Annotated in this window: 19 protein-coding genes, 1 tRNA gene and 1 riboswitch; of the genes, 17 read left to right on the forward strand and 3 right to left on the reverse strand. The window is 59.9% G+C overall.

Translation table 11 applies throughout. The features are described 5' to 3' along the window. Positions 1 to 13: 13 nt before the first annotated feature. The gene (ruvX, locus tag PWM43_RS04075; protein ID WP_289841296.1) at positions 14 to 496 is read right to left on the reverse strand and encodes a Holliday junction resolvase RuvX; all 483 of its coding nucleotides are present in this window, start codon (positions 494 to 496) and stop codon (positions 14 to 16) included. Between the two features lie 75 nt (positions 497 to 571). Between ruvX and gatC the strand changes: the two genes are divergently transcribed. The 11 genes from gatC to PWM43_RS04130 all read left to right on the forward strand — a co-directional run bounded on the left by gatC (position 572) and on the right by PWM43_RS04130 (position 12031). Next, positions 572 to 859, forward strand: a complete 288-nt coding sequence (gene gatC / locus PWM43_RS04080; RefSeq protein ID WP_289841297.1) for an Asp-tRNA(Asn)/Glu-tRNA(Gln) amidotransferase subunit GatC — start codon at positions 572 to 574, stop codon at positions 857 to 859. Further along, the gene (gene gatA, locus PWM43_RS04085; protein ID WP_289841298.1) at positions 859 to 2337 is read left to right on the forward strand and encodes an Asp-tRNA(Asn)/Glu-tRNA(Gln) amidotransferase subunit GatA; all 1479 of its coding nucleotides are present in this window, start codon (positions 859 to 861) and stop codon (positions 2335 to 2337) included. Before gatC ends, gatA begins: the two co-directional genes overlap by 1 nt. Beyond that, positions 2334 to 3788, forward strand: coding sequence for an Asp-tRNA(Asn)/Glu-tRNA(Gln) amidotransferase subunit GatB (gene gatB, locus PWM43_RS04090; protein ID WP_289841299.1), 1455 nt, complete (start codon positions 2334 to 2336; stop codon positions 3786 to 3788). The genes gatA and gatB overlap by 4 nt, the downstream gene beginning before the upstream one ends. A gap of 97 nt (positions 3789 to 3885) precedes the next feature. Next, positions 3886 to 3977, forward strand: a tRNA-Ser gene (locus PWM43_RS04095). Between the two features lie 486 nt (positions 3978 to 4463). Further along, positions 4464 to 4874, forward strand: coding sequence for an FAD-dependent monooxygenase (locus PWM43_RS04100; RefSeq protein WP_289841300.1), 411 nt, complete (start codon positions 4464 to 4466; stop codon positions 4872 to 4874). Next, positions 4838 to 6025 (forward strand): FAD-dependent monooxygenase, encoded by a 1188-nt coding sequence (locus PWM43_RS04105; RefSeq protein WP_289841301.1) that lies wholly within the window; start codon positions 4838 to 4840, stop codon positions 6023 to 6025. Before PWM43_RS04100 ends, PWM43_RS04105 begins: the two co-directional genes overlap by 37 nt. Positions 6026 to 6413: 388 nt before the next feature. Further along, positions 6414 to 7925: an acetyl-CoA hydrolase/transferase family protein gene (locus tag PWM43_RS04110; protein ID WP_289841302.1), complete on the forward strand. Its 1512-nt coding sequence runs from the start codon at positions 6414 to 6416 to the stop codon at positions 7923 to 7925. 18 nt (positions 7926 to 7943) lie between these two features. Beyond that, a complete protein-coding gene (locus PWM43_RS04115) occupies positions 7944 to 8909 on the forward strand; it encodes a GlxA family transcriptional regulator (protein WP_289841303.1) in 966 nt (321 codons plus the stop codon). An 8-nt stretch (positions 8910 to 8917) separates the two neighbouring features. Next, positions 8918 to 9661 (forward strand): hypothetical protein, encoded by a 744-nt coding sequence (locus tag PWM43_RS04120; RefSeq protein WP_289841304.1) that lies wholly within the window; start codon positions 8918 to 8920, stop codon positions 9659 to 9661. After that, positions 9658 to 10338: a hypothetical protein gene (locus PWM43_RS04125; RefSeq protein WP_289841305.1), complete on the forward strand. Its 681-nt coding sequence runs from the start codon at positions 9658 to 9660 to the stop codon at positions 10336 to 10338. The genes PWM43_RS04120 and PWM43_RS04125 overlap by 4 nt, the downstream gene beginning before the upstream one ends. Positions 10339 to 11167: 829 nt before the next feature. Beyond that, positions 11168 to 12031, forward strand: coding sequence for a hypothetical protein (locus PWM43_RS04130; RefSeq protein ID WP_289841306.1), 864 nt, complete (start codon positions 11168 to 11170; stop codon positions 12029 to 12031). Positions 12032 to 12047: 16 nt separating this feature from the next. Here the strand turns inward: PWM43_RS04130 and PWM43_RS04135 are convergent, their stop codons facing one another. After that, positions 12048 to 12308, reverse strand: coding sequence for a M48 family metalloprotease (locus PWM43_RS04135; RefSeq protein ID WP_289841307.1), 261 nt, complete (start codon positions 12306 to 12308; stop codon positions 12048 to 12050). A 347-nt stretch (positions 12309 to 12655) separates the two neighbouring features. Here PWM43_RS04135 and PWM43_RS04140 point away from each other — a divergent pair, with 347 nt between their 5' ends. The 6 genes from PWM43_RS04140 to PWM43_RS04165 all read left to right on the forward strand — a co-directional run bounded on the left by PWM43_RS04140 (position 12656) and on the right by PWM43_RS04165 (position 19680). Continuing rightward, the gene (locus tag PWM43_RS04140; RefSeq protein WP_289841308.1) at positions 12656 to 13723 is read left to right on the forward strand and encodes a glycosyltransferase family 61 protein; all 1068 of its coding nucleotides are present in this window, start codon (positions 12656 to 12658) and stop codon (positions 13721 to 13723) included. Between the two features lie 159 nt (positions 13724 to 13882). After that, positions 13883 to 14587, forward strand: coding sequence for a 3'-5' exonuclease (locus tag PWM43_RS04145; RefSeq protein WP_289841309.1), 705 nt, complete (start codon positions 13883 to 13885; stop codon positions 14585 to 14587). Next, positions 14582 to 14802: riboswitch (cobalamin riboswitch) on the forward strand. Its footprint overlaps the gene before it by 6 nt. Before the next feature lie 106 nt (positions 14803 to 14908). Then, a complete protein-coding gene (locus tag PWM43_RS04150; protein WP_289841310.1) occupies positions 14909 to 17017 on the forward strand; it encodes a TonB-dependent receptor plug domain-containing protein in 2109 nt (702 codons plus the stop codon). Further along, the gene (locus tag PWM43_RS04155; RefSeq protein ID WP_289841311.1) at positions 16992 to 17906 is read left to right on the forward strand and encodes an ABC transporter substrate-binding protein; all 915 of its coding nucleotides are present in this window, start codon (positions 16992 to 16994) and stop codon (positions 17904 to 17906) included. The genes PWM43_RS04150 and PWM43_RS04155 overlap by 26 nt, the downstream gene beginning before the upstream one ends. Then, entirely contained in the window at positions 17903 to 18907 is a 1005-nt protein-coding gene (locus PWM43_RS04160) for a FecCD family ABC transporter permease (protein ID WP_289841312.1), read from the forward strand. The genes PWM43_RS04155 and PWM43_RS04160 overlap by 4 nt, the downstream gene beginning before the upstream one ends. Next, positions 18904 to 19680 carry an ABC transporter ATP-binding protein gene (locus PWM43_RS04165; protein WP_289841313.1) on the forward strand — a complete coding sequence of 259 codons (777 nt, stop codon included), beginning with the start codon at positions 18904 to 18906 and terminating at the stop codon, positions 19678 to 19680. Before PWM43_RS04160 ends, PWM43_RS04165 begins: the two co-directional genes overlap by 4 nt. A 5-nt stretch (positions 19681 to 19685) precedes the next feature. On the opposite strand, the gene guaD is transcribed toward PWM43_RS04165, so the two are convergent. Continuing rightward, the gene (gene guaD, locus PWM43_RS04170) at positions 19686 to 20993 is read right to left on the reverse strand and encodes a guanine deaminase (protein ID WP_289841314.1); all 1308 of its coding nucleotides are present in this window, start codon (positions 20991 to 20993) and stop codon (positions 19686 to 19688) included.

The raw sequence follows: 20993 nt of genomic DNA on the forward strand, positions 1-20993 counted from the left end.
CGAATGGCTTCCCTCATTCGGGGGCGTCGTCGTCTTTTCGCGTGGCATCCAGCCATGCCTGCAACATATAGGCGGCCGCCATCTTGTCGACGACCTCGGCGCGTCGTTTGCGCGTCATGTCCGCTTCCTGGATCAGGAAACGATTGACGGCGCTTGACGAGAGGCGCTCGTCCCATAAAGCGGCGGGTAAGGAGAGGCGATCCGAGAGATCGGTCATCCAGTCCTGCGCGGCGCGGGCGGCCGGTCCGAAGCTGCCATCAAGCGAAAGCGGCAGGCCGGCGACGAGGGCCGCGATGTCGTTTTTCCTGACGATGTCGGCAAGAGTCTTCGCGACTTCCCCGAGTTTGCGGCGCGGGATGCCGAGATAGGGAGAGGCAAGGGTCAGCGAAACGTCGGTCAGGGCGAGGCCGATGGTCTTGCTGCCGGGGTCGAGACCGAGGACGCGGGCTCCCGGAGGGATGGAGGCTCGGAGTGTGTGCGGATTGAACAGAGGCATGGGAAGGCGTTATGGTCTGTTCATGCCCTGGGATGCCAGGATTATCCGCAGAAAATCAGGAAAGTCGGCTATTTCATGTCGTTAGACACGCGCACGGTCAGGCGCATCGCCAAATTGGCCCGGATAGGCCTCGATGATCAGGAAGCGGAAGGGCTCCGCCAGGAGCTTGACGGGATTCTCGGTTGGGTCGAGCAACTCAATGAAGTCGATATCACCGACGTGCCACCGATGATCGGCACCGGTCTTGCCAAGCCGCGCCTGCGGGTGGACGTCGTGACGGATGGCGGCAAACGCGAAGCCGTCCTCTCCAACGCGCCCGATCGCGCCGATGCGTTCTTTACCGTGCCGAAGGTGGTCGAATAATGCGTGACATGACACTGGCCGCCGCGCGCGAAGCCCTGGCGAAGCGGGAGATTTCCGCGGTCGAACTCGTGGACCACCATATTTCCACGATCGAAAAGCTCGACGGCGACATCAACGCCTTCATCACGACGACCCCTGATCAGGCCCGTCTGGCGGCCAAGGCGGCGGACGAGCAACTGGCGAAAGGCGAGGGGGGGCTGCTATGTGGCATTCCTCTGGGTGTGAAGGATCTGTTCTGCACGGATGGCACCCGTACGACGGCGGGCAGCAACATCCTGCGGCATTTCGTGCCACCCTATGAGAGCACGGTGACCGCCAACCTTCTCAAGCAAGACGCCGTGTTCCTCGGCAAGCTCAACCTCGATGAGTTTGCCATGGGTTCGACAAATCTGACATCGGCTTTCGGTTCCGTGACGAATCCGTGGAAACGGGCTGGCGACGACAAGAAGCTCGTCCCCGGCGGCTCCTCGGGTGGGTCGGCGGCAGCGGTTGCATCCGGCATGGTTCTGGGTGCGACAGGCACCGATACCGGCGGCTCCATTCGCCAGCCGGCGTCGTTCTGCGGGATTACCGGCGTCAAGCCGACCTATGGGCGTTGCTCGCGTTTTGGCACGATCGCATTTGCGAGTTCGCTCGATCAGGCCGGTCCGATGGCGCGCACGCTCGAGGATTGCGCGCTCATGCTCGAAGCCATGGCCGGGTTCGATCCGAAAGACAGCACGTCCGTCGATCTCGCCGTGCCGCGATACGTGGACGCGCTGGAGCGTGGGGTCAAGGGCCTGAAAGTCGGGATTCCCGAGGAATACCGCTCCGAGGACCTGCCAGCCGAGATCCAGGCGCTGTGGGAGCAGGGGATTGCGTGGCTCCGTGATGCCGGGGCGGAGACGGTCAAGGTTTCCCTGCCGCACACGAAATATGGTCTCCCCACCTACTACATCGCGGCGCTTGCTGAAGCGTCCTCCAATCTGGCCCGCTATGACGGCGTGCGATTTGGCGAACGCGTCCCGGCTGACAGTCTGGATATGATGTATGAAGCAACGCGTCATGCCGGTTTCGGCGAAGAGGTGCGTCGTCGCATCCTGATGGGCACCTATGTGCTGTCCTCGGGTTATTATGACGCCTATTACCTGCGCGCCCAGAAGATCCGCACGCTGATTCAGCGCGATTTCCTGTCGGCCTTCGAGAAGGTCGATGTCCTTCTGACGCCCACGGCGCCGTCGGCGGCGTTCGCGCATGACGAAAAACCGACCGATCCGGTGCAGGTCTATCTGAACGACGTATTCACGGTTCCTGCCAGTCTCGCGGGCGTTCCGGCCCTGTCGTTGCCCGCGGGCCTGGACTCGAAGGGATTGCCGCTCGGGCTTCAGTTGATCGGGCGCTATTTCGAGGAAGAGACGCTGTTCGCTGCGGGCCGTGTCATGGAGAAGGCGGCGGGCTTTACGCACAGACCCGCCCTGTTTGCGGGGAGCGCAGCGTGAGCTACCGGATCGAAGGTGCTACAGGCACATGGGAAATCGTGGTCGGTCTTGAGGTCCACGCGCAGGTTATCAGCCATGCCAAGCTGTTCTCGGGCGCGTCGGCTACCTATGGCGGCGAACCCAATATGCATGTCAGCCTGATCGACGCGGGCTTTCCGGGCATGTTGCCGGTCATCAACGCGGAATGCGTGGCTCAGGCCGTGCGGACCGGGCTGGGTCTGAACGCGACGATCCATCTGGAAAGCCGGTTCGATCGGAAGAACTACTTTTATGCCGATCTGCCGCAGGGCTACCAGATCAGCCAGTTCGCGCATCCGATCGTCGGTGAAGGCAAGGTTCTGGTTGAACTCTCCGACGGCACGGAACGCGAGATCGGCATCACCCGGCTGCATCTTGAGCAGGACGCCGGGAAGTCCCTGCATGATCAGGACCCCACGCGGTCGTTCATCGATCTCAACCGCGCGGGCGTGGCGCTGATGGAAATCGTCAGCGAGCCCGATATCCGTTCCCCTGAAGAGGCTGGCGCCTATCTGCGCAAGCTTCGCCAGATCCTGCGCTATATCGGCACCTGCGATGGCAACATGGAAGAGGGCTCCATGCGCGCGGACGTGAATGTGTCCGTCCGTAAAGCGGGCGAGCCGTTCCGGACGCGCTGCGAGATCAAGAACGTCAATTCCATCCGTTTCGTGATGCAGTCCATCGAAGTGGAAGCGCAGCGTCAGGTCGAGATCTGGGAAGCTGGCGGCACCGTGGATCAGGAGACGCGCCTGTTCGATCACGCCAGGGGCGAAACCCGTTCGTTGCGCAGCAAGGAAGACGCACACGACTATCGATACTTCCCGGACCCAGACCTTCTGCCGCTGGTGATCGAGCGTGAGTGGGTCGACGCCCTCAGGGCGGCATTGCCGGAATTGCCGGAAGCCAAGCGTTCGCGGCTTGAAGCGCAGTACGGCGTTTCGCGGTATGAATCCGGTGTTCTGGCGGCGGAACAGACGGTCGCCGATTTCTACGAACAGGTCGCAAAAGCGAGCGATCCGAAGCTGGCTGTGAACTGGATGCTTGGTGATTTCTTCGCCGCGCTCAATCGGACCGGCAAGTCGATCGAGGAAAGCCCGGTGAATGCGTCCGGACTGAGCGAGCTTCTGGCGTTGATCAAGGATTCCACGATCAACGGGAAGATTGCCAAGGAAGTCCTGGAAGACATGTTCGAGACGGGCGAGAGCGCATCCGCCATTGTCGAACGCAAGGGATTGCGTCAGGTCACCGACACGGGCGCGATCGAAAGCGCGATTCGCGATATTCTGGCCGCGAACGCCGACAAGCTCGCCGAGTACAAGTCCGGAAAGGACAAGCTGTTCGGCTTCTTCGTCGGCCAGACGATGAAGGCCATGAAGGGCAAGGGTAATCCTGCGCTGGTCAACGAGCTTCTCGGCAAAATTCTCGCCGAGTAGGGGCATAAAAAAGAGCCCGAGGGGGGTTTGACGGCCCGGTTGTTCCCCCCTAAAAGCGTCTCAGCAAACGCTGCCCAAAAGCAGCGTCCCTCAAGGCGGAGGGGTGGCCGAGAGGCTGAAGGCGGCGGATTGCTAATCCGTTATACGATGTAAGTCGTATCGTGGGTTCGAATCCCATCCCCTCCGCCAATATACTCCTAAAATATAAATAAAATCAGGCCCTTACGACTGAATCTTTCGATGCTCCAATCACCCCGGAGCTCCTCGGCAAGGTGTGGTTTGACGAGATGGCCGACGGACGTTGTTCCTTCTGCCGAACGTCTTCAAACTGGTGATCCGGGCGGATGTGCCTGACATGGGATCAGGTAGAGCTTCCGGTTCAGCGCGTCGTGACCGTCCCATACCGAGGTACATCCTGCTGCTCAGCGACGGTCGTCTCTCCGTGACCCTGCATCTGTTGTGCCGGGAGGGCCGCAGCGCTAGAAAGAGTGCGTCGGAAAAGGCAGGCTTGGTCTGGTAAGCCCAAGTCCTTCCAGTAATGGAAGCTCTGGTCTTTGGCTTCGTGCCTGAGACCCCCGCGACGAACGAAAGGTACTGCAAGTACTCGTCCGTTCGTCCCAGCGGGGCTCAGGTCCGAGAAACGCTCCGGTCGGACGATGACCCCGGAGTAGAAGAATGTCTGATCCCCTCTTTGCGACCTGCGATGTCCTGATTATCGGTGCAGGGCCCGTTGGTCTTTTTCTGGCCTGCGAACTGGCGCTGGCTGGGTGTTCGGTGCAGATCCTCGAGCAGGCGAGCGATGCCAGCACGTCCTTGAAGCGCGCTCCTTTCGGATTACGCGGCCTTTCCGTCGCGACGATGGAAATTTTTGACCGGCGCGGCCTGCTGATGCCTCTCAAAGCGCGTATCCCGGAACGGGACATCGCATCCGCTGCGTCGTGGATGAGGCAGACACGTCAGCCTGCCGGACATTTCGCGGGCATCGACTTTTTATGGATCAGATTGATCAAACGCAGTGGGCTCATCGTCTGCCGTCCACGATCAGCCCTATGGCTGCCGATCTGGAAAGCATTGAAGCGGTCCTGAAAGATCGCGCCCTGACACTGGGGGTTGTGGTCAGTTACGGGATATCTGTCTCAGAAATTCACGCTACGGATAAAGATGTCAGTGTCCGGGCGGACGATAAGGTCTTTCGGGGAAACTGGCTTGTCGGCTGCGATGGCGGACGGAGCAGCGTCCGGAAAGCTGCAGGCTTCGGCTTCACCGGGACGGACCCCGAGTTCACGGGGTACTTCGCCAGGGTGGAGCTTGCCGATCCGCGCATCCTCCCCGCCGGCCATCATGACACGCCGACTGGAACCTACATCTTTGACCCCCCTGACATGATCAGGATGGTCGAATTCGATGAAGGAGTCTGTCACAGGCACCGAGCGCTCACACGCGATCACATACAAACGGTCCTGCGGCGCATCTCTGGAAGCGATGTTGAGGTCAGGGCGCTCGGCCTTGCGACGACCTGGACCGATCGGGCTTTTCTCGCCTCTGATTACCGAAAGGGGCGGGTGCTTCTGGCCGGTGACGCAGCCCATATTCATTCGCCTCTGGGTGGGCAGGGCCTTAACCTCGGTTTCGGTGATGCGATGAATCTGGGGTGGAAGCTGGCGTCAACAATACTTGGGGACGCCGCCCCGGCCCTGCTGGATAGCTACCAGAATGAAAGACGTCCGGTCGCAGAGCAGGTCCTTGACTGGTCCCGCGCGCAGGTCGCGCTGATGCGGCCAGATCAGGGTTCCCGTGCATTGCGAGCCATTGTGCATGACCTGGCTGCGACGCGGGATGGGGCAACCTATATGGCCGAACGGGTGTGGGGAATTGGCTTGCGCTACGATCTGAGTGACGATCATCCCCTGGTGGCGCGCAGTGCACCCGATTTCAGGCTAAACGACGGAAGACGTCTGAACGAACATCTTCGACGAGGGAAAGCGCTGCTGCTCGACTTCGACGGAAATCCTTGCTTGCAGGAGCTCTGTGTTCGCTATCAGCACCGGCTTTCCTATATCGCCGTCGATGCAAAAGATCGCATGGGCTTATGCGCCCTGCTCATTCGTCCCGACGGTGTTGTCGCATGGGCCAGCAATCACCCTTCGGATGGCTCCCAAGTAGAAAACATCTTGGCACACTGGCTTTTGTCGCCGCGTCAGGCAAAGGTGGATTTAACGATACGCTCTCCGTTCTGACTGACCGGAACATCAAAACCGGACCGTCCGTCTGCCCCCTGATCCGCCTGCCTGCTCAAGAAACCCAAACCAGGCAGGCGACAGTCGCCTTCACGTTGGCCCTACGCTGCAATCAGTTGCATGCGCAATAGCGGACATCGTGACCGAATGGCAATTCAGCAGCCTGTCAGGACTTGTCCGACGACCAGAAACTCTCAGAGGGCTCAAACGACTGCCGATCTCTCCTGCTGGATCCATGGCGGTAACGACAGAAGATCACAGGCATGTGGCGTGAAATGTCCGAATCCGGTCCATAACACACCTTCGTCGGGCCATCATTCCCGTTGCCGTCTCTGCCGCCTGGTTCTCATCATGAGTGACGTGAGAAACACCCCGATGAAAGCAGTCCATGAAAGACCGTATCCGTAACAAGACATTTCTGGATCACATCATGACGGCTGAAGAGGCCGCAGCATTGATCCGGAATGGAGATGTCATCGCCACGAGTGGCTTTACCGGCGCGGGATACCCCAAGGCGGTGCCGGAAGCCCTCGCTCAGCATATGGAAACGGCACATGCCTCTGGCGAACCCTTCACGGTGCGGCTCCTGACCGGAGCCTCGACGGGGCCGCAACTCGATGGCGCTCTCGCCAGGGTCAACGGCGTGGCGTTTCGCTGTCCCTACAACGGCGACACCACGATGCGGACGCGGATCAACGAAGGCAGTACGCTCTATCTCGACATGCATCTCGGACAGGTGGCTCATAAGGCACGGCAGGGACAGTTTGGCAGGCCTGATGTCGCAATTATCGAAGCGGTCGCCGTCACACCGGACGGACAGCTCATTCTCAGTTCTTCCGTCGGCAACAGCCCCACATGGGTGCAGCTCGCGGACAAAATCATCATCGAGATCAATACCTGGCAGAACCCGGAGCTTGCAGGGATCCACGACATATGGGGTGACGCGCGGATGCCGCCGGACGGGCAGGTCATTCCGCTGATGCGTCCGGGGGATCGCATCGGAAGCAATACACTTCCGATCGACCTCGACCGTCTCGCCGCCGTCGTGATCACGGACGAGCCGGACCGTAACGCACCCTTTGCCGAGCCGGACACGACCGCGCGGCAGATTGCCGGGCACGTCATGGCATTCTTCGAACACGAGGTGAAGCACGGACGGCTTCCGCCATCACTGCTCCCGCTCCAGAGTGGTGTTGGAAATATCGCCAATGCCGTGCTGGAAGGTCTGAATGCGAGCCGGTTTGACAATCTGACCGGCTTCAGCGAAGTCATTCAGGACGGCATGCTGTCCATGCTGGAAAGCGGGCGCATGAAGGTCGCATCGGCTTCCTCCTTTTCCCTAAGTCCGGAAGCGGCGCATCGTATCAATGACAATGCCGCATTCTTCCGCCAGAAAATCGTGTTGCGCCAGCAGGAAGTCAGCAACAGTCCCGAACTGATCCGACGCCTCGGAATCATCGCCATGAATGGCATGATCGAGGCGGACATCTACGGCAACGTCAATTCCACCTGCATCATGGGATCACGCATCCAGAACGGCATAGGTGGCTCCGGTGATTTCGCACGCAATGCGTTCCTGTCTCTCTTCGTCTCTCCATCGACTGCCAGGAGTGGTAAAATATCCGCCTTTGTGCCGATGGTGCCCCATACCGACCATATCCTCCAGGACGTGCAGATCATCGTTTCCGAACAGGGACTTGCGGACCTACGCGGGCTTGCTCCGGTTGAACGGGCGCGGGAGGTTATCAACAAATGCGCGCATCCTGATTTCAGGCCAGCTCTGCAGGACTATTTCGAGCAGGCCCGTCGGCACAGCTTCGGCCAGCATATTCCCCACCACCTGCCGACAGCTCTTGCCTGGCATCAGCGTTACACGGAAACCGGAAGCATGGCAGGCTGAACGAGAACCGGAAACAGGATGACCGAACTTCTGATTGTCTTTGTGGCGAGTGATGGTGTCCAGTTGATGGATATAGCCGGTCCAGCCGATGTTTTCGCGGAGGCCAATACCCTTCATGGCAGGCCGCTTTACCGGTCTGTCATTGTCGGGGGGAAGAGGGACATCCGGAGTTCCTGTGGTTTCAGCCTGCGGGCCGACCTGCTGCTGAGTGACGTCGGCACCGGATGCGTCGACACGTTGCTGGTGGCGGGATCGCCTGACGCCGCCACAAGACCCTCCGATCCGGTTTTGACCGGCTGGCTGCGGCAGGAAGCGCCCCGCGCCCGTCGTTTCGGTTCGATCTGTGGCGGCGTCTTTCCCCTTGCGGAAACCGGCTTGCTGGATGGACAGACCATCGCCGCGCACTGGGCTGATGTGGACAGCGTCCGACAGCAGTTTCCCGCCGTCACCGTGGATGCGGATGCAATCGTGCGGGAGGAAGGCGCCCTGCGGACAGCAGCCGGTGTGTCATCCGGTCTTGATCTGGCACTCGCGCTGGTGCGCGAAGATCTGGGCGAACGGATCGCCCGTGATGTCGCTCGGCAACTCGTGCTTTTCTACAAACGGCCCGGCGGTCAGTTGCAATATAGTCGGCAGAGAGAATTGTCTCCGGCCGGGCGGTCGGTATTGCAGTCTCTGCAACGCCGGATCATGCAGCAGCCGGATGCTGAATACAGTGTGAAGGCAATGGCGGAAATGATGACGCTGGAGCGTCGGCAGGTGACGCGCCTCTTCGCGCAGGAAACGGGGCTGTCACCCGCCCGATGGGTCGAACAGACGCGTCTTGCCATCGCTCGCGGCCTGCTTGAAGACGGACGAAAGCCGCCAAAAGTTGTGGCAGCCGCAGCAGGTTTCGGATCTGTCAGGATTCTGCGAAGAGTGTTCCAGCATCATCTGGGCGTGACCCCCGCCGAATACAGGAAGCGTTTTGGGCAATTGCGCTGATCCTGTCCGTGCCTAAGATCAACTCTTTCTTCTTCTATGCGTCAACGACTGTTGTCGGCTCGCTGGGACGCGCCATGGAGGAGCGGGCGGGTGGAGCGTGTATTTCAGGAGGAGGCGAGGTCACTCCCCCGCCTGAAACGACGCCCAAGCCATTCAGCGACGAACCTGAAGTCCCGGCAGGAGCAAGGGTATCGATAGAAAATTTCAAGCCGCACCGACCAGATGGGCTGGATGTCGAGCGGATGGATATCAGCGAACTCCCGCCTGAAAACGTTGAAGCGGCCGAGCAGTTGCAGGCCGCTGGATGGGACCTGAATCAACAGAAGCAGATTCTCAATTCTGGCAACGGCTTCCGCAACGCCGATTATCAGGAGGGCGACAGCATGTATGGATTCAGCTCTGAAGGTTGGCCGAAGGGCGCCGACAGTCCGTATTGGATGGACGAGCCGACATTCCAGGAGATGCAGACGCGTTTCCGGGATCCGGTGGAGGGCGCGTGGGACAGCCTCGGCATCAAGAACCATCTCGCGCTGCCCTGCTACAATCAGGCCAATGCCGTCTATCGCGGCCAACTGACCGAGACCCAGAGCGTCGTCATCTCGACCATCAATCCCGCCGCCGAAAACGTCATCTACCAATCCGCGGACGGCACGGAGTTGCTTAACTTCGAGCGGTCCATGACTGGCGGCGGATCGCAATTCGCACCGGCGCTCAACACAATGGGTAACATCGCGGAGCACGGCGGACCATGATCACGATCACGCCGGCAATCATGGGACCCGGGATCGAGGAGGAATACGCCGACATCCTGTCGGCGATCGCCGATCTGCGCGCCGCATTGGGCCCATGCCCGCTGACCAATGACAGGCCCGACGGCCGACTGTTGCTGGAGATGGCCTGGGTCGAACAGGAAGTCCGAGCCAGACGCCTGCCCATTCCGGTCAAAGGCTACACGGGCACACTCTTCTATCTGGTCGGTTCGGGAGAGCTCAATCATATCCTGGGTGTGCAAAAACCGATCGGACGTCTCTCCTGGATTCTGGATGGTTATGGGCTGATCAAGCCGCGCCATATCCCTGTTCTACTGTCGATGATCGATGACCTTTACGCTGAGGCTCGTGCCATATGGGATCGCCTGACCGATGACGATCGCATGGTCATGGAAGACATGCGAAATCAGGGAGATATCATTCGGGCCGGGGGGTGGCCAGCGCCACGGCGGCCTCAGGATCAGTTCATGACAAAAGGAGATTCCCTTCTTAAAAAACTGATCCCAAATTACCTGAACAAGAAGAGGCGCATTGCTGGCTCAATCTACGAGGAGCTGCGTCCCTATCCGGCCCGGAAGCCGCCGATGGCCGCCCCGGTGCCGGGCCTGCCTGCCACCCCGCCCTTTCTCCCTGCCGCAACAGGTGGCAGGGAGCATTGATGACAGTTCGGTCTGTCGTGAAGGTCTGGCGTGACGACGATATTCATCTTCCCGGTCATCTGTCGCCTGGTTGTCAGTCACTCGTCCCCGCCTTCGCGGGCTCGGAAAGTCGCTGATACGTTCCTTCAAGTGGAGGAGGGAACACCAATTTAGCTCTGCCGTGGTTGTCCCTCGCGTTGGACACCGGAATCAGTCCGACCACTACACCGCTCGATAAAAGCGCCCATGCGGCAACCGGATAAATGCTGTCCGCCCGATGCTCATTCGCGTGTCTGAATACCCAGCCATCACACGGAGATATCTGTATGATTTCGCGGTCGTCGGTCGTCCTGTTGTCACTGCTCATCAGTAGTCTCCCTGTGCGCGAGAAGGATAATAGTCGCCAATGTATCCATGATTTCGCGTCGAATGTCGCCGTCAATAATGTCTCGTTCCTGCCTGACGCCACGGCAATTACTCAGATCGTAAAGCACGCCTAAAGCGGCCCGTTGCGCCCAATCCTTCACCGCGACATGCACGAATGGAAAGCGACCGGGATCGGAGATATGTCCGGAACACGCTGCCAAGGTCAGAAGGAGGGCAGGCGCGGTGAGCAAGGATGGCTTTATGGTCTTCTCCGCTGTCGGGAGAAGTCTGCGCTTCCATCATGCGATCGAAACCAGACAACACGGTGTCAGCGCCTAAAATATTTTCGTCTCATTGAGAAAAGGAGGTTCGGAGCCGCCGCTTGATATTTCCTTTCCGAGATTGCGGGAAAAGATGTCAAGGGAGTCATGGTCCTCAGATGGAAGGTATATATAAGGTCAATCAGAATTTCGTGGGAGCTAGTATGAAGAGGGTTTTGGGAATATTTTTTGTTTTTGTTGTATTGGTTGGTTCAGTTCTTCTGGCGGAAGTCTCAGAATATTCATCAAACCCTAACGGTGATGGCCACAATCATGCCGGCGGCATAATGACTGTAACGTTCCTGTTGTGGATGCAACTAGCTTTTCTCATCTTCATCCCGAAACATCGACCGGGACAGGCTAAAGCGCTCGTCTACTCGTTTGTCGTGCCGCTTGCCGCGTGCGTTATACTATCGATCGCCGCCCACGAATTACGTATCCATCAAAGTGCCATGGCATCGAACGCGCTCAAAGCACTTCTCTGGACCGAAAATTTCTTCTCCGAGCCGGTTGAGGAGTTCGAGTTGCTGACTAGCGGTTACGTCGCTCTTCTTTGCTTCGAGAGTCTCATTCTTTGTGTTCTTTCTGTCTATGGAATCGCCTCACGCACAGCATTTCCCTTCGCCTTCTTATTGAAGGCCACCGCCGTGCTCATCGCGAAAGGCTTTGTTGCGCTATCCGGTTTCATGGTTGGCGCCGTGATCATGATGATCTGCTTTCCCGAGTTTCAGGATTGGCATACCAATGTTGATATATTTTCAGTTTCATCACTGATGATACAGGCGGTCGCAATTGGCGGCATCGGGGCCTTCGTCGAAAATTGTATGTTGTTCGTCGAAGCTGATGCGATATCGAGGATGGCTGAACGGTTATTCCCGCTTTCGTCCCCAACGTCTCGCAAGCTGGACGAGCAGATCGGCAGACTGCTTCGACCTGTTTTCGTCTTCGTTGCACGGCGCATTTCGCAACCGATCTATAGCTGGTCGATTCGTAACAACAGGCGCTCCAGCACAACCGACAGTCCATAATGGGTTGTGCTGACTTTCAGAGTGAGGTCGCTTGCCTATACGCAGCCATTGCCTGCGGCATTCGTGCCTCAACCGCCTCCTGACGGTCGGCGTCATTGGGGGGATCGGAAAAGAACTGTACCAGTCCTTCTTTTCCCGTCTGGCCCCGTAAGCTGGTCATTTTCCGCCACAGGCTCAGCGCCGTGTGCGGATCATAGCCTGCCTCCGTCATCAGCATCATGCCATCAAGGTCCGCCCGCGTCTCAAGGCGTCGGGAAAAAGGCAGTTTGACGCCCATGCTCGATGCAGTACCCAGAGAGGTGATACCAGAATCCAGTCATCAGGACACGTAAATCCCTGCGCGGAAGCAGAGCCACCTCCCTGTGAGTTCGTGTTTGAATTCCGGCCTGATCTCGATGGCCGTTGGGTCTGCTTCTTGAACTCGCATGGGTAGCCATTTAAAAAATGAGAGAACAGGCGGCAGTCGCAGGTTCCTGATCTCATAAATTTGAAAAAACTCATGAAATACAAGGTTTTTTATAAAACGAATAAAATTCGAGACGGTGAGACGTTATGAGTTTCCTGAGGCGGGTCGCACAAAAAATCGGACGCAGGAGGAAGGCCGCCGATGAGCCTCTTCTGTTGATGACGGCTGCGAAACGTATCGTGGAACTTGAAAACAATGAGTCCCGTCCGCCGCTTTTGGTGTGCGACGGCGTTTTATCGGATGGGACTCACTCTCTCTTTCGTGCGTGGAAAACGCAGCCGGTAACGATACGGCAGTATGAACTGCATGACGTTATTCTTGATCGGTCGTTGATGGTCTTTATCCAGAATGGTCGCCCCATTGTGGATACGTCATACTTGCAGGCTCCTGATCTGGTCACGAACCTGACGATCCGGCCGCAGGATCTCGTTCTGGCCCCACGTGGTCAAACTGTCATGGCTGCGACTTTTGATCACTGGCATAAAAATTACTACCATTGGCTCGCGCACACCGTCCCCACGCTTTTCACTTTGAGAACGCAGAATTTCAAAGGCAATCTCATCCTGCCCCCGGTTTATCCATGGCAGGAAGAAATGCTGAGGGCAGAAAAATTCGCATTTCAAAATCAGGAAATTGTTCAGGACGGAAAACAGTACTGTTTCAAGAGGGCTCTTTATACGGATTATGTGCGCGGCACCGCGGATTTTGCCTTTTCTCCCATTTCGGCTGCGGCCTATAGGGCTTTGGCGAAAGAAATGGGCATAACAGGTCATGAGCCTCAGAATCTCGAGTTGTTTATCAGACGCGGAGACGCCACCAATCGGTCGATGAGCAATGAATCCGAATTGACGGACGCATTGGCGCGTCTTGGGTTGACGGTTGTGAGCCCGGAAACTTTGAGTGTTCGAGAGCAGGTTCATTTATTCGCTCAGGCTCGACTGGTCGTGGGTTCACTCGGCGCGGGAATGGCCAACCTCGCATGGTGTCGTCCCGGAACCGTTGTGTGTGAACTCGTGCCCGAACATCATCAAAACCCTTGTACACTCGCCCTCGCGACGCAGATGGGGCTAAGATACTGGGGAGAATTGGTGGAAACCGGGATCGACACGGAAAATCATGTTTCGATTTCGCTCAAGCCTTTCGATGTGGCGGCGATTACGCATCGCGTGCAGCAGCTCTCCGCTTATGCCCGTCAGTATGCGGTTCGCGGAGAAGGCGCGGAATGACTCGCGCTTCCTTGAACCTGGGATTTTTTTGCCATCTGGCCGTTTTTTCTCTCGACGTCATGAGATTGCAGCCGCGCAATCCCATTTCAGGCACCGTTCGGCGAAGCCGATCGCGCAGTGAGCCTACGGGGTCGATAAAGCAGGTAAAGTCAAAGACCTATGTTGGACACGATCACACCAGCCGCTTTCCGATGCCCTGTTTTTCTGGACGTGGAAGCGACCGGACTCAGATCGAGCGACCGCGTGGTCAGTCTCGGCATGTTGCGCCTCGATAGGCTTGAAGACGGCCGCCCGCATTGGGCCACGATCTCGCTTATCTTCGATCCTCTGAAGACCTCGCAGACCGAGGCGTTGCGCGTGCATGGGCTGGACGACTGGACGCTCCGCCATCAGCCTCTTTTCGGGGCGCATATCGCGGACATCGTTCGCTTTCTTGAGCGAGCCGACGGGATCGTGTGCCACAACGCCGCTTTTGACATCGGCATCCTGATGCGGGCGTTTCAGGAGTGGCATGTGGATTTTCCGCCTCTGCCGGCCGAATGCACGTTGGACCTTGCGCGGAAACGGGGCCTCAAACCGGCGACATTGTCGGCCTGCGCCGAACGGCTGGGTCTGCGGAGGCAGGGTAGCCAGCATTCAGCTCTGGAGGATGCGGCGCTTTGCGCGGCCGTCTGGCTGAAATGGCACGGGCAGGACGTCCCCGTGCCTGCCTTGCATGACGTTGCCTATGTCAACTGGCAACCGGTGCCGCTGCGTCCACGCACACTGCCTCTGCGTCGGAATGTGTGGAAGAGGGCACAGTTATTACATGATTTGCAGACGCGCCAGGAGAACGCCGTTTACATTGGAGAGGGAGTTTCATAAGGAGGCCGCGATGGTGCCTCTTCCCGCGGGAGAGGGTAAAAGGGAACGGGGACGGACTGTGTCCGGCAAGCCCCGGCTGCCCCCGCAACTGTAAGCGGTAGTCGTGTTTTCTTCGTGCCGGTCCGGCACGCGTCACTGGTCTGACAGAGCCGGGAAGACGAAAAGCACGATGTGACGTCGCGAGCCAGGAAACCTGCCATCAGCATGGTTGTAACCGGGAAGGATCGGACGGGGGGTTCTGATTCGCGTCTGTCTGTGGCTTTCGGGCCGAAGGCGGAGGCTCTCGTGGCAACGTGGTTTTCTGTCGCGAGGTATCCCCGCATGTCCGTTCGCCAGCGCCTTCTGGCCTCCCGTCTGCTTGTTCCCGGCCTTCTTGCGTCTTCCGCGCTTCCCGCGCTCATGGCCCAAGCGGCTCATGCCGCCGAAACGACAGTCAATACGACCGCACCCGCTTCTGCGAGCCCTCATCCGACGAAAGCAGTATCTGCGAACCATGTGTCCTCCACGACCCCCGATGGTCGTGAACTGATTACCGTCAGCGCCGCGCGTCATCCGGTGAAGGTCGATGAGATCGGCACGACCGTCTCGATCATCACGGAAAAGGAAATCCAGACACAGCAGCGCCGGACGCTGAGCGACGTGCTCGCCACCGAACCGGGCATGAACGTCGTTCGCGCGGGCGGCCCCGGAGCCACGACGTCGATTTTCATGCGCGGCACGGCTTCGAATGAGGTCAAGGTCCGTATGGATGGGATGGATATCAACGATCCCAGCAATTATACCGGTGCGTTCGATGCCGCGCAGTTTCTGACCGACGGGATCGGTCGCATCGAAGTGCTGCGCGGGCCGCAGAGCGGGTTGTACGGCGCGGATGCGATGGCTGGCGTGATCGATATCACCAGCGTCAAAGGCGAGGGACGTTTCAAGCCGATCGTCCGTATCGAGGGCGGATCGTTTGCGACGTTCAACCAGACGATCGGCGCGACGGGCGCGGCTTTTGGAAATCGATTCCACTACTCGGTCTTTCTGTCGCATACGCGCGTCGGCGGCGTGCCGAACGTGCCGAAGTCGCTGCGTGGCGATGGCAAGGTGCCGGACTCCCGCAACGACAACCGTTCGGCGAATATACGGCTCGGTTATGACGTGACGCATAACTTTGATCTCGGCCTGACGGCGCATCTGACGCAGAGCAAATATCTTTATCCGTCCACCGCCTATGGCGTGACTGATACCGCGCCGTACTCCTATGCCTATGTTCCGGCGAATTATCGCGATCAGAACAATCTCAACGAAGCTGTCGTGCGCGGCACGGCGCATCTGTCGTCTTTCAACGGGAAGTTCGATCAGATCATCGGACTGGGCTACACGACCTATCGCAACCGCTATCTGAGCGGGGCGGAATATTCGACGCCCAATCTTTACTCGGGTGGACGCGTGAAAATCGACTGGCACGGTACGACCGATCTCGGCGCTTTCGGCAAGGTCCTGGTCGGTGCCGAGCATTTTCACGACATGCTCACGCAGAATAACAGCGGCGGCGCTACGGCCGTCTCGAAGTCGATCGACACCAACGCGGGATACGGGCAGTACGAGGGCAATTACGCCCATATTCTCTATGGCGCAGCCAATATCCGCTATGATTCCAATTCGCGTTACGGCAACCATGTGACGTGGCGCGCCGCGCCCGCCATCCATATTCCGGGCACCGGCACGATCCTCAAGGCCAGCGGCGGCAGCGGTTTCAACGGTCCGTCGCTGGAGCGGCTGTTCGTCAGCTATCCAAGCCCTTACGGCAGCTTTCTCGGCAATCCCGATCTGCGCGGCGAGCGCCTTCTTGGATACGATGCGGGGATCGAGCAGAAGCTCGCGCATGATACGGTCAGCTTCGGCGCGACCTGGTATGAGAACCATATCAACAACATGATCGAGACGGGCTGCGCGGGCGGGCCGGGCGGCTGCTACAACACCACGCTCGTCAACGTCTCGAAAGGGCGCTCGCATGGGGTGGAATCGTTCCTGCGCTGGGCGCCGCGCAAGGATCTCGATTTCAATCTGAACTATACGTGGACCGATACGCGGAACACGAAATACACATCGGCGCAGTCCGCGTCGGTTCCGCGTATTCCACATCACAAATTCAGCTTCATCACGCGCTGGGAGATCATCAGGAATCTCACTTTTTCCTCCACCATGCTCTATGTCAGCGGCTGGCGTGATCTCGACCGTTTCGGCATGATCCCGGACTGCAAGTCCACCTGCGTGAAGGGGCATGGCTATTTCACGATCAACATCGCGGCGGACTACAAGATCAATCGCTTCGTTACGGTCTATGCGCGTGCCGATAATCTGCTGAACCGCCAGTATGAAAACCCCGTCGGATATCTTCAGCCGGGGCGCGCCGCCTATGCCGGGTTCACGCTCGGGTACTGACGCCGTGCGGGGCAGGGCCGGTATCGCAAGGAGGCCGGGAGTGGTGAAGGCGATCGTGCTGGGCGCGGTTCTCCTGCTGGGCCCTGGCCTCTCAGGAGGCGGAAGCGCTCTGGCGGCCTCGCACCGCATCGCGTCGCTCAATCTCTGTGCGGATCAGATCATCTTCATGCTGGCGGACCGGTCCGACATCGTCGGTCTCAGCCCGTTGGCTGCGGATTGTGCGAATACGGTGTTGTGCGAACTGGCTCGCGGTCTCCCGTCGATGCGACCGACGGGAGAGGCGGTGCTGGCGCGCCAGCCGGATGTCGTGTTTTCCAGCCCGTTCACCGCTGTCGCGGCGACCGCCATCGCGCGGCAGGCCGGGTTGAAGACGGTCGATCTACCGATTGCCGAAAGCCTGGCCGACGTGCCCGAGCAGATCCGGATCGTCGCGCGCGCCATCGGGCGTGAAGATCGGGCCGAGGCCATCATCGCCCCGTTTCGCGCAAGGCTGGCGCAACTCCAAAGGACCATGCCGGCAGATCGGAGGCTGACCGCGCTGGTTTATGAAGCCCATGGTTTCGTCGTGCATAAAGGCTCGCTTGCCGACGAAGTGCTGACGCTGGGGGGATTTCGGAACATGGCGGATGAGCAGTCCGTTTTCAGGGGCGCGAACGGCGTGCCGCTCGAAGCGCTGATTGCCAACCGCGCCGATCTGCTCGTGATCGATCGAAGCGCCAAGGGATATTCCCTCGCTCAGGCCATGCTCGAAAATCCTGTTCTGCGTCAGGCTTATCCCGCGCCTCACCAACTGGATGTTCCCGCCCGGCTCTGGCTTTGCGCGCTGCCGCAGACGCTCGACGCCGTCACGCGGCTTCGCGCGGCGCATGCGAGGCTGGAGGCGCAATGACTCATCCGTCCTCGCGCGGCCTGTCGGTCATGCTGGCGGCGGTCATGGTCGTGCTGCTCGGTTTCGCATTGTGGCATGGCGAGAGTGAAATTTCCGCCTGGCATGGCCTGTGCGACATCATGGCCGGGCGGTCCAGCGTGGCCGCGACCATCGTCGGTCAACTCCGGTTGCCGCGTGCCCTGCTGGCGGTGGTGATCGGCGGCGTTCTCGGATGTTCCGGGGCGGCTTTGCAGGGCTATCTGCGCAATCCGCTGGCGGATCCGGGCGTGCTGGGTGTGTCCAGCGGCGCAGCACTCGGCGCGGTGTGCGTTTTCTATACCGGATTGCTGCGTCTTTCCGTCGTGATGCTGCCTTTGGGTGGGCTGATCGGCGCCCTGATCGCCGTCATGCTTCTCGTCGGGCTGGTGGGACGGGGCGGCGCGGTCGTCCTGCTGCTCGCGGGTGCGGCGTTGAGCAGCCTGTTCGCGGCCCTGACCGCGCTGACGCTCAATCTGGTCCAGAATCCCTACGCGTCCTTCGAGATTGCCCACTGGCTGATGGGTTCGCTGACGGACCGGACGTTCCAGCATGTTCTCATCTGCCTGCCGGGTTCCGTGGTCGGCCTCGTGCTCGTGGCGTCGACGGGTCGCGCGCTGGATGCGCTGGTGCTGGGTGAGGACGTCGCCCGGAGCATGGGTTTCATCCTGCATGGCTGGCGGGGTGTTCAGACCCGGCTCGTGCTTGGCGTGGCTCTTGCCGTCGGATCGTGTACTGCGGTCAGCGGGGCGATCGGTTTCGTGGGGCTGGTGATTCCGCATCTGCTCAGGCCCCTTACGGGCTACCAGCCATCCCGGCTTCTGGTTCCGTCCTTCCTTGGGGGCGCGATCATGCTTCTGGTGGCGGACGACGCCGTGCGCGCGTTCAACTGGGGCGTGGAGCTTCAGATCGGCGTGCTGACCGCGCTGGCTGGAGCGCCGCTCTTTCTCTATCGCGTGGTTACGCTGCGCCGGAGCACGTTATGAGCCTCCTCACGCTGGAGGGCATCCGGGTTTCGCTGGAGGGCCGGTCCGTGATCGAGCGCGCGGATCTGGCGATCGAGCCTGGAGCGGTCGTCGGATTGCTGGGGCCGAACGGCGCGGGGAAAAGTTCTCTGCTGCGTGTCGCCTGCGGGCTGCAACGCGTCGATGCCGGAGCGGTGCGGCTCGAAGGACAGGATCTTTCGACCGCCCAGTCCCGCTGGAAAGCGCGCCGCATGGCCTTTATGCCGCAGGAAGGCGGCGCGCCGCCCCGCATGGGGCTGGGTGATCTCGTGGCGCTCGGCCGCCTGCCCTGGGGGGAGACGGGGCAGACGGCCCGACAACATGCGGCGGTGAGATTCGCCCTCTCGGCGACGGGCCTTGTCGATCTTGCCGATCGCCCGGCATCCTCGCTTTCAGGCGGAGAGCGCGCCAGGATGTTTCTGGCGCGCACCCTGGCCGTCGATGCCCGTGTGATTCTCGTGGACGAACCGGTCGCGGCTCTGGATCCGGCCCATGCCCTGTCGGTCATGAGGATCTTGCGCGATGTCGCCGCGCAGGGACGCGCCGTCGTCGTCGTGCTGCATGATCTTACGCTGGCGGCGCGGTTCTGCGACCGGCTCGTTCTCATGACGCGAGGCCGGATTCTGGCGGATGGACGCCCGGACGAGGTTCTGACGGATGAACGGATCGCGCGGGCCTATCACGTGCGGGCCAGATGGCTCGGCGAGACCCCGGTTCCCTGGGAGATCATCGCTCATAGCGACGAGGACGCGTGAGCGCGTCAGGGCGCCGAGGGATAAACGCGTTCGCCGGCGACGTAAGTGGCCCGGATATGCCGGTCGTCGCCGAGCATCATAAGCGCGAAGAGAACGTCGTTCCATGACGTCGCATGGGCGACGCGTCGGGCGCTGATCTCGGTGGCCCTTGGATCGAGAACGCAGAGATCGGCCTCCCGCCCCGGTTGAACGGCCCCGATCAGATGATCGAGATGCAGCGCTTCCGCGCCTCCCGTCGTAGCCAGCCAGTAGGCCTGCGCCGGGTGCAGCTTATGGCCGCGGATCTGCGCGACCTTGTAGCTTTCATTGGCGACGCGCAGCAGCGACAGGCTGTCACCGGCGCCGATATCGCTGCCCAGAGCCACGCGTAGGGGGCGGCTCGCCTGTTTGGCCGAAGCCAAGTCGAACAGCCCGCTGCCGAGAAACTGGTTGGAACGCGCGCAATGCGCGATGGCGCAACCGGCGTCGTGACAGTGATGGCGGTCGTGTTCCGTCAGATGAACGCCATGTCCGAAAATCGAGCGCTGGCGCACGAGCCGGGCGTGATCATAGACATCCAGATAGCCCGAACGCCGCGGGAAGAGCGCGCGAACCCATTCCTCCTCGGCCTTCGTTTCCAGCAGATGCGTCTGCATGAAAAGATCCGGCGCCAGATCGAGAAGCTTTCCGGCGGCGTCCAGTTGCTCCGGCGTGCTCGTCGGGGCGAAACGCGGTGTGACGGCGTAAAGCTGCCTTCCGTTGCCGTGCCATTTCTCGATCAGATCGCGGGATTGGTCAAAACCGGTTCGAGCCGTATCCCGCAACGCTTCCGGCGCGTTGCGGTCCATCAGGACCTTGCCCGCGATCATGCGGGTATTGCGATGGCTGGATTCCTCGAAAAAGGCGTCGACCGACTGGGGATGAACCGTACAATAGACGGCCGCCGTCGTCGTGCCGTTGCGCAGAAGCTCATCCATGAAAGAGCGCGCGATCTCTCGGGCGTAACGGATATCGGCGAAGCGCGCTTCTTCCGGGAAAATGTATCGTTCGAGCCAGTTGAGCAGTTGTTCCCCGTACGAAGCGATGGCCCGAAGTTGGGGATAATGGACATGGGCGTCGATGAAACCGGGGCCGATCAGGCAACCCCGGTGGTCGTCCTCCGGAATGTCGGACGCGCAGCGCGCGCGCAAGGCGTCATAGGGGCCGACGCTTTCGATGCATCCCCCCCGGACGATGACCGCACCGTCTTCTTCGACCTGAAGCGCGTCTTCCGGCGGTCCCAGGAAAGGATCGTGGCGAAATTGAAGAAGGGTGCCACGCAGGAGGCGGACCAT

Origin of the sequence: Brytella acorum (genome assembly GCF_029309905.1) — a bacterium.
Taxonomy (GTDB): Bacteria; Pseudomonadota; Alphaproteobacteria; order Acetobacterales; family Acetobacteraceae; genus Brytella; species Brytella acorum.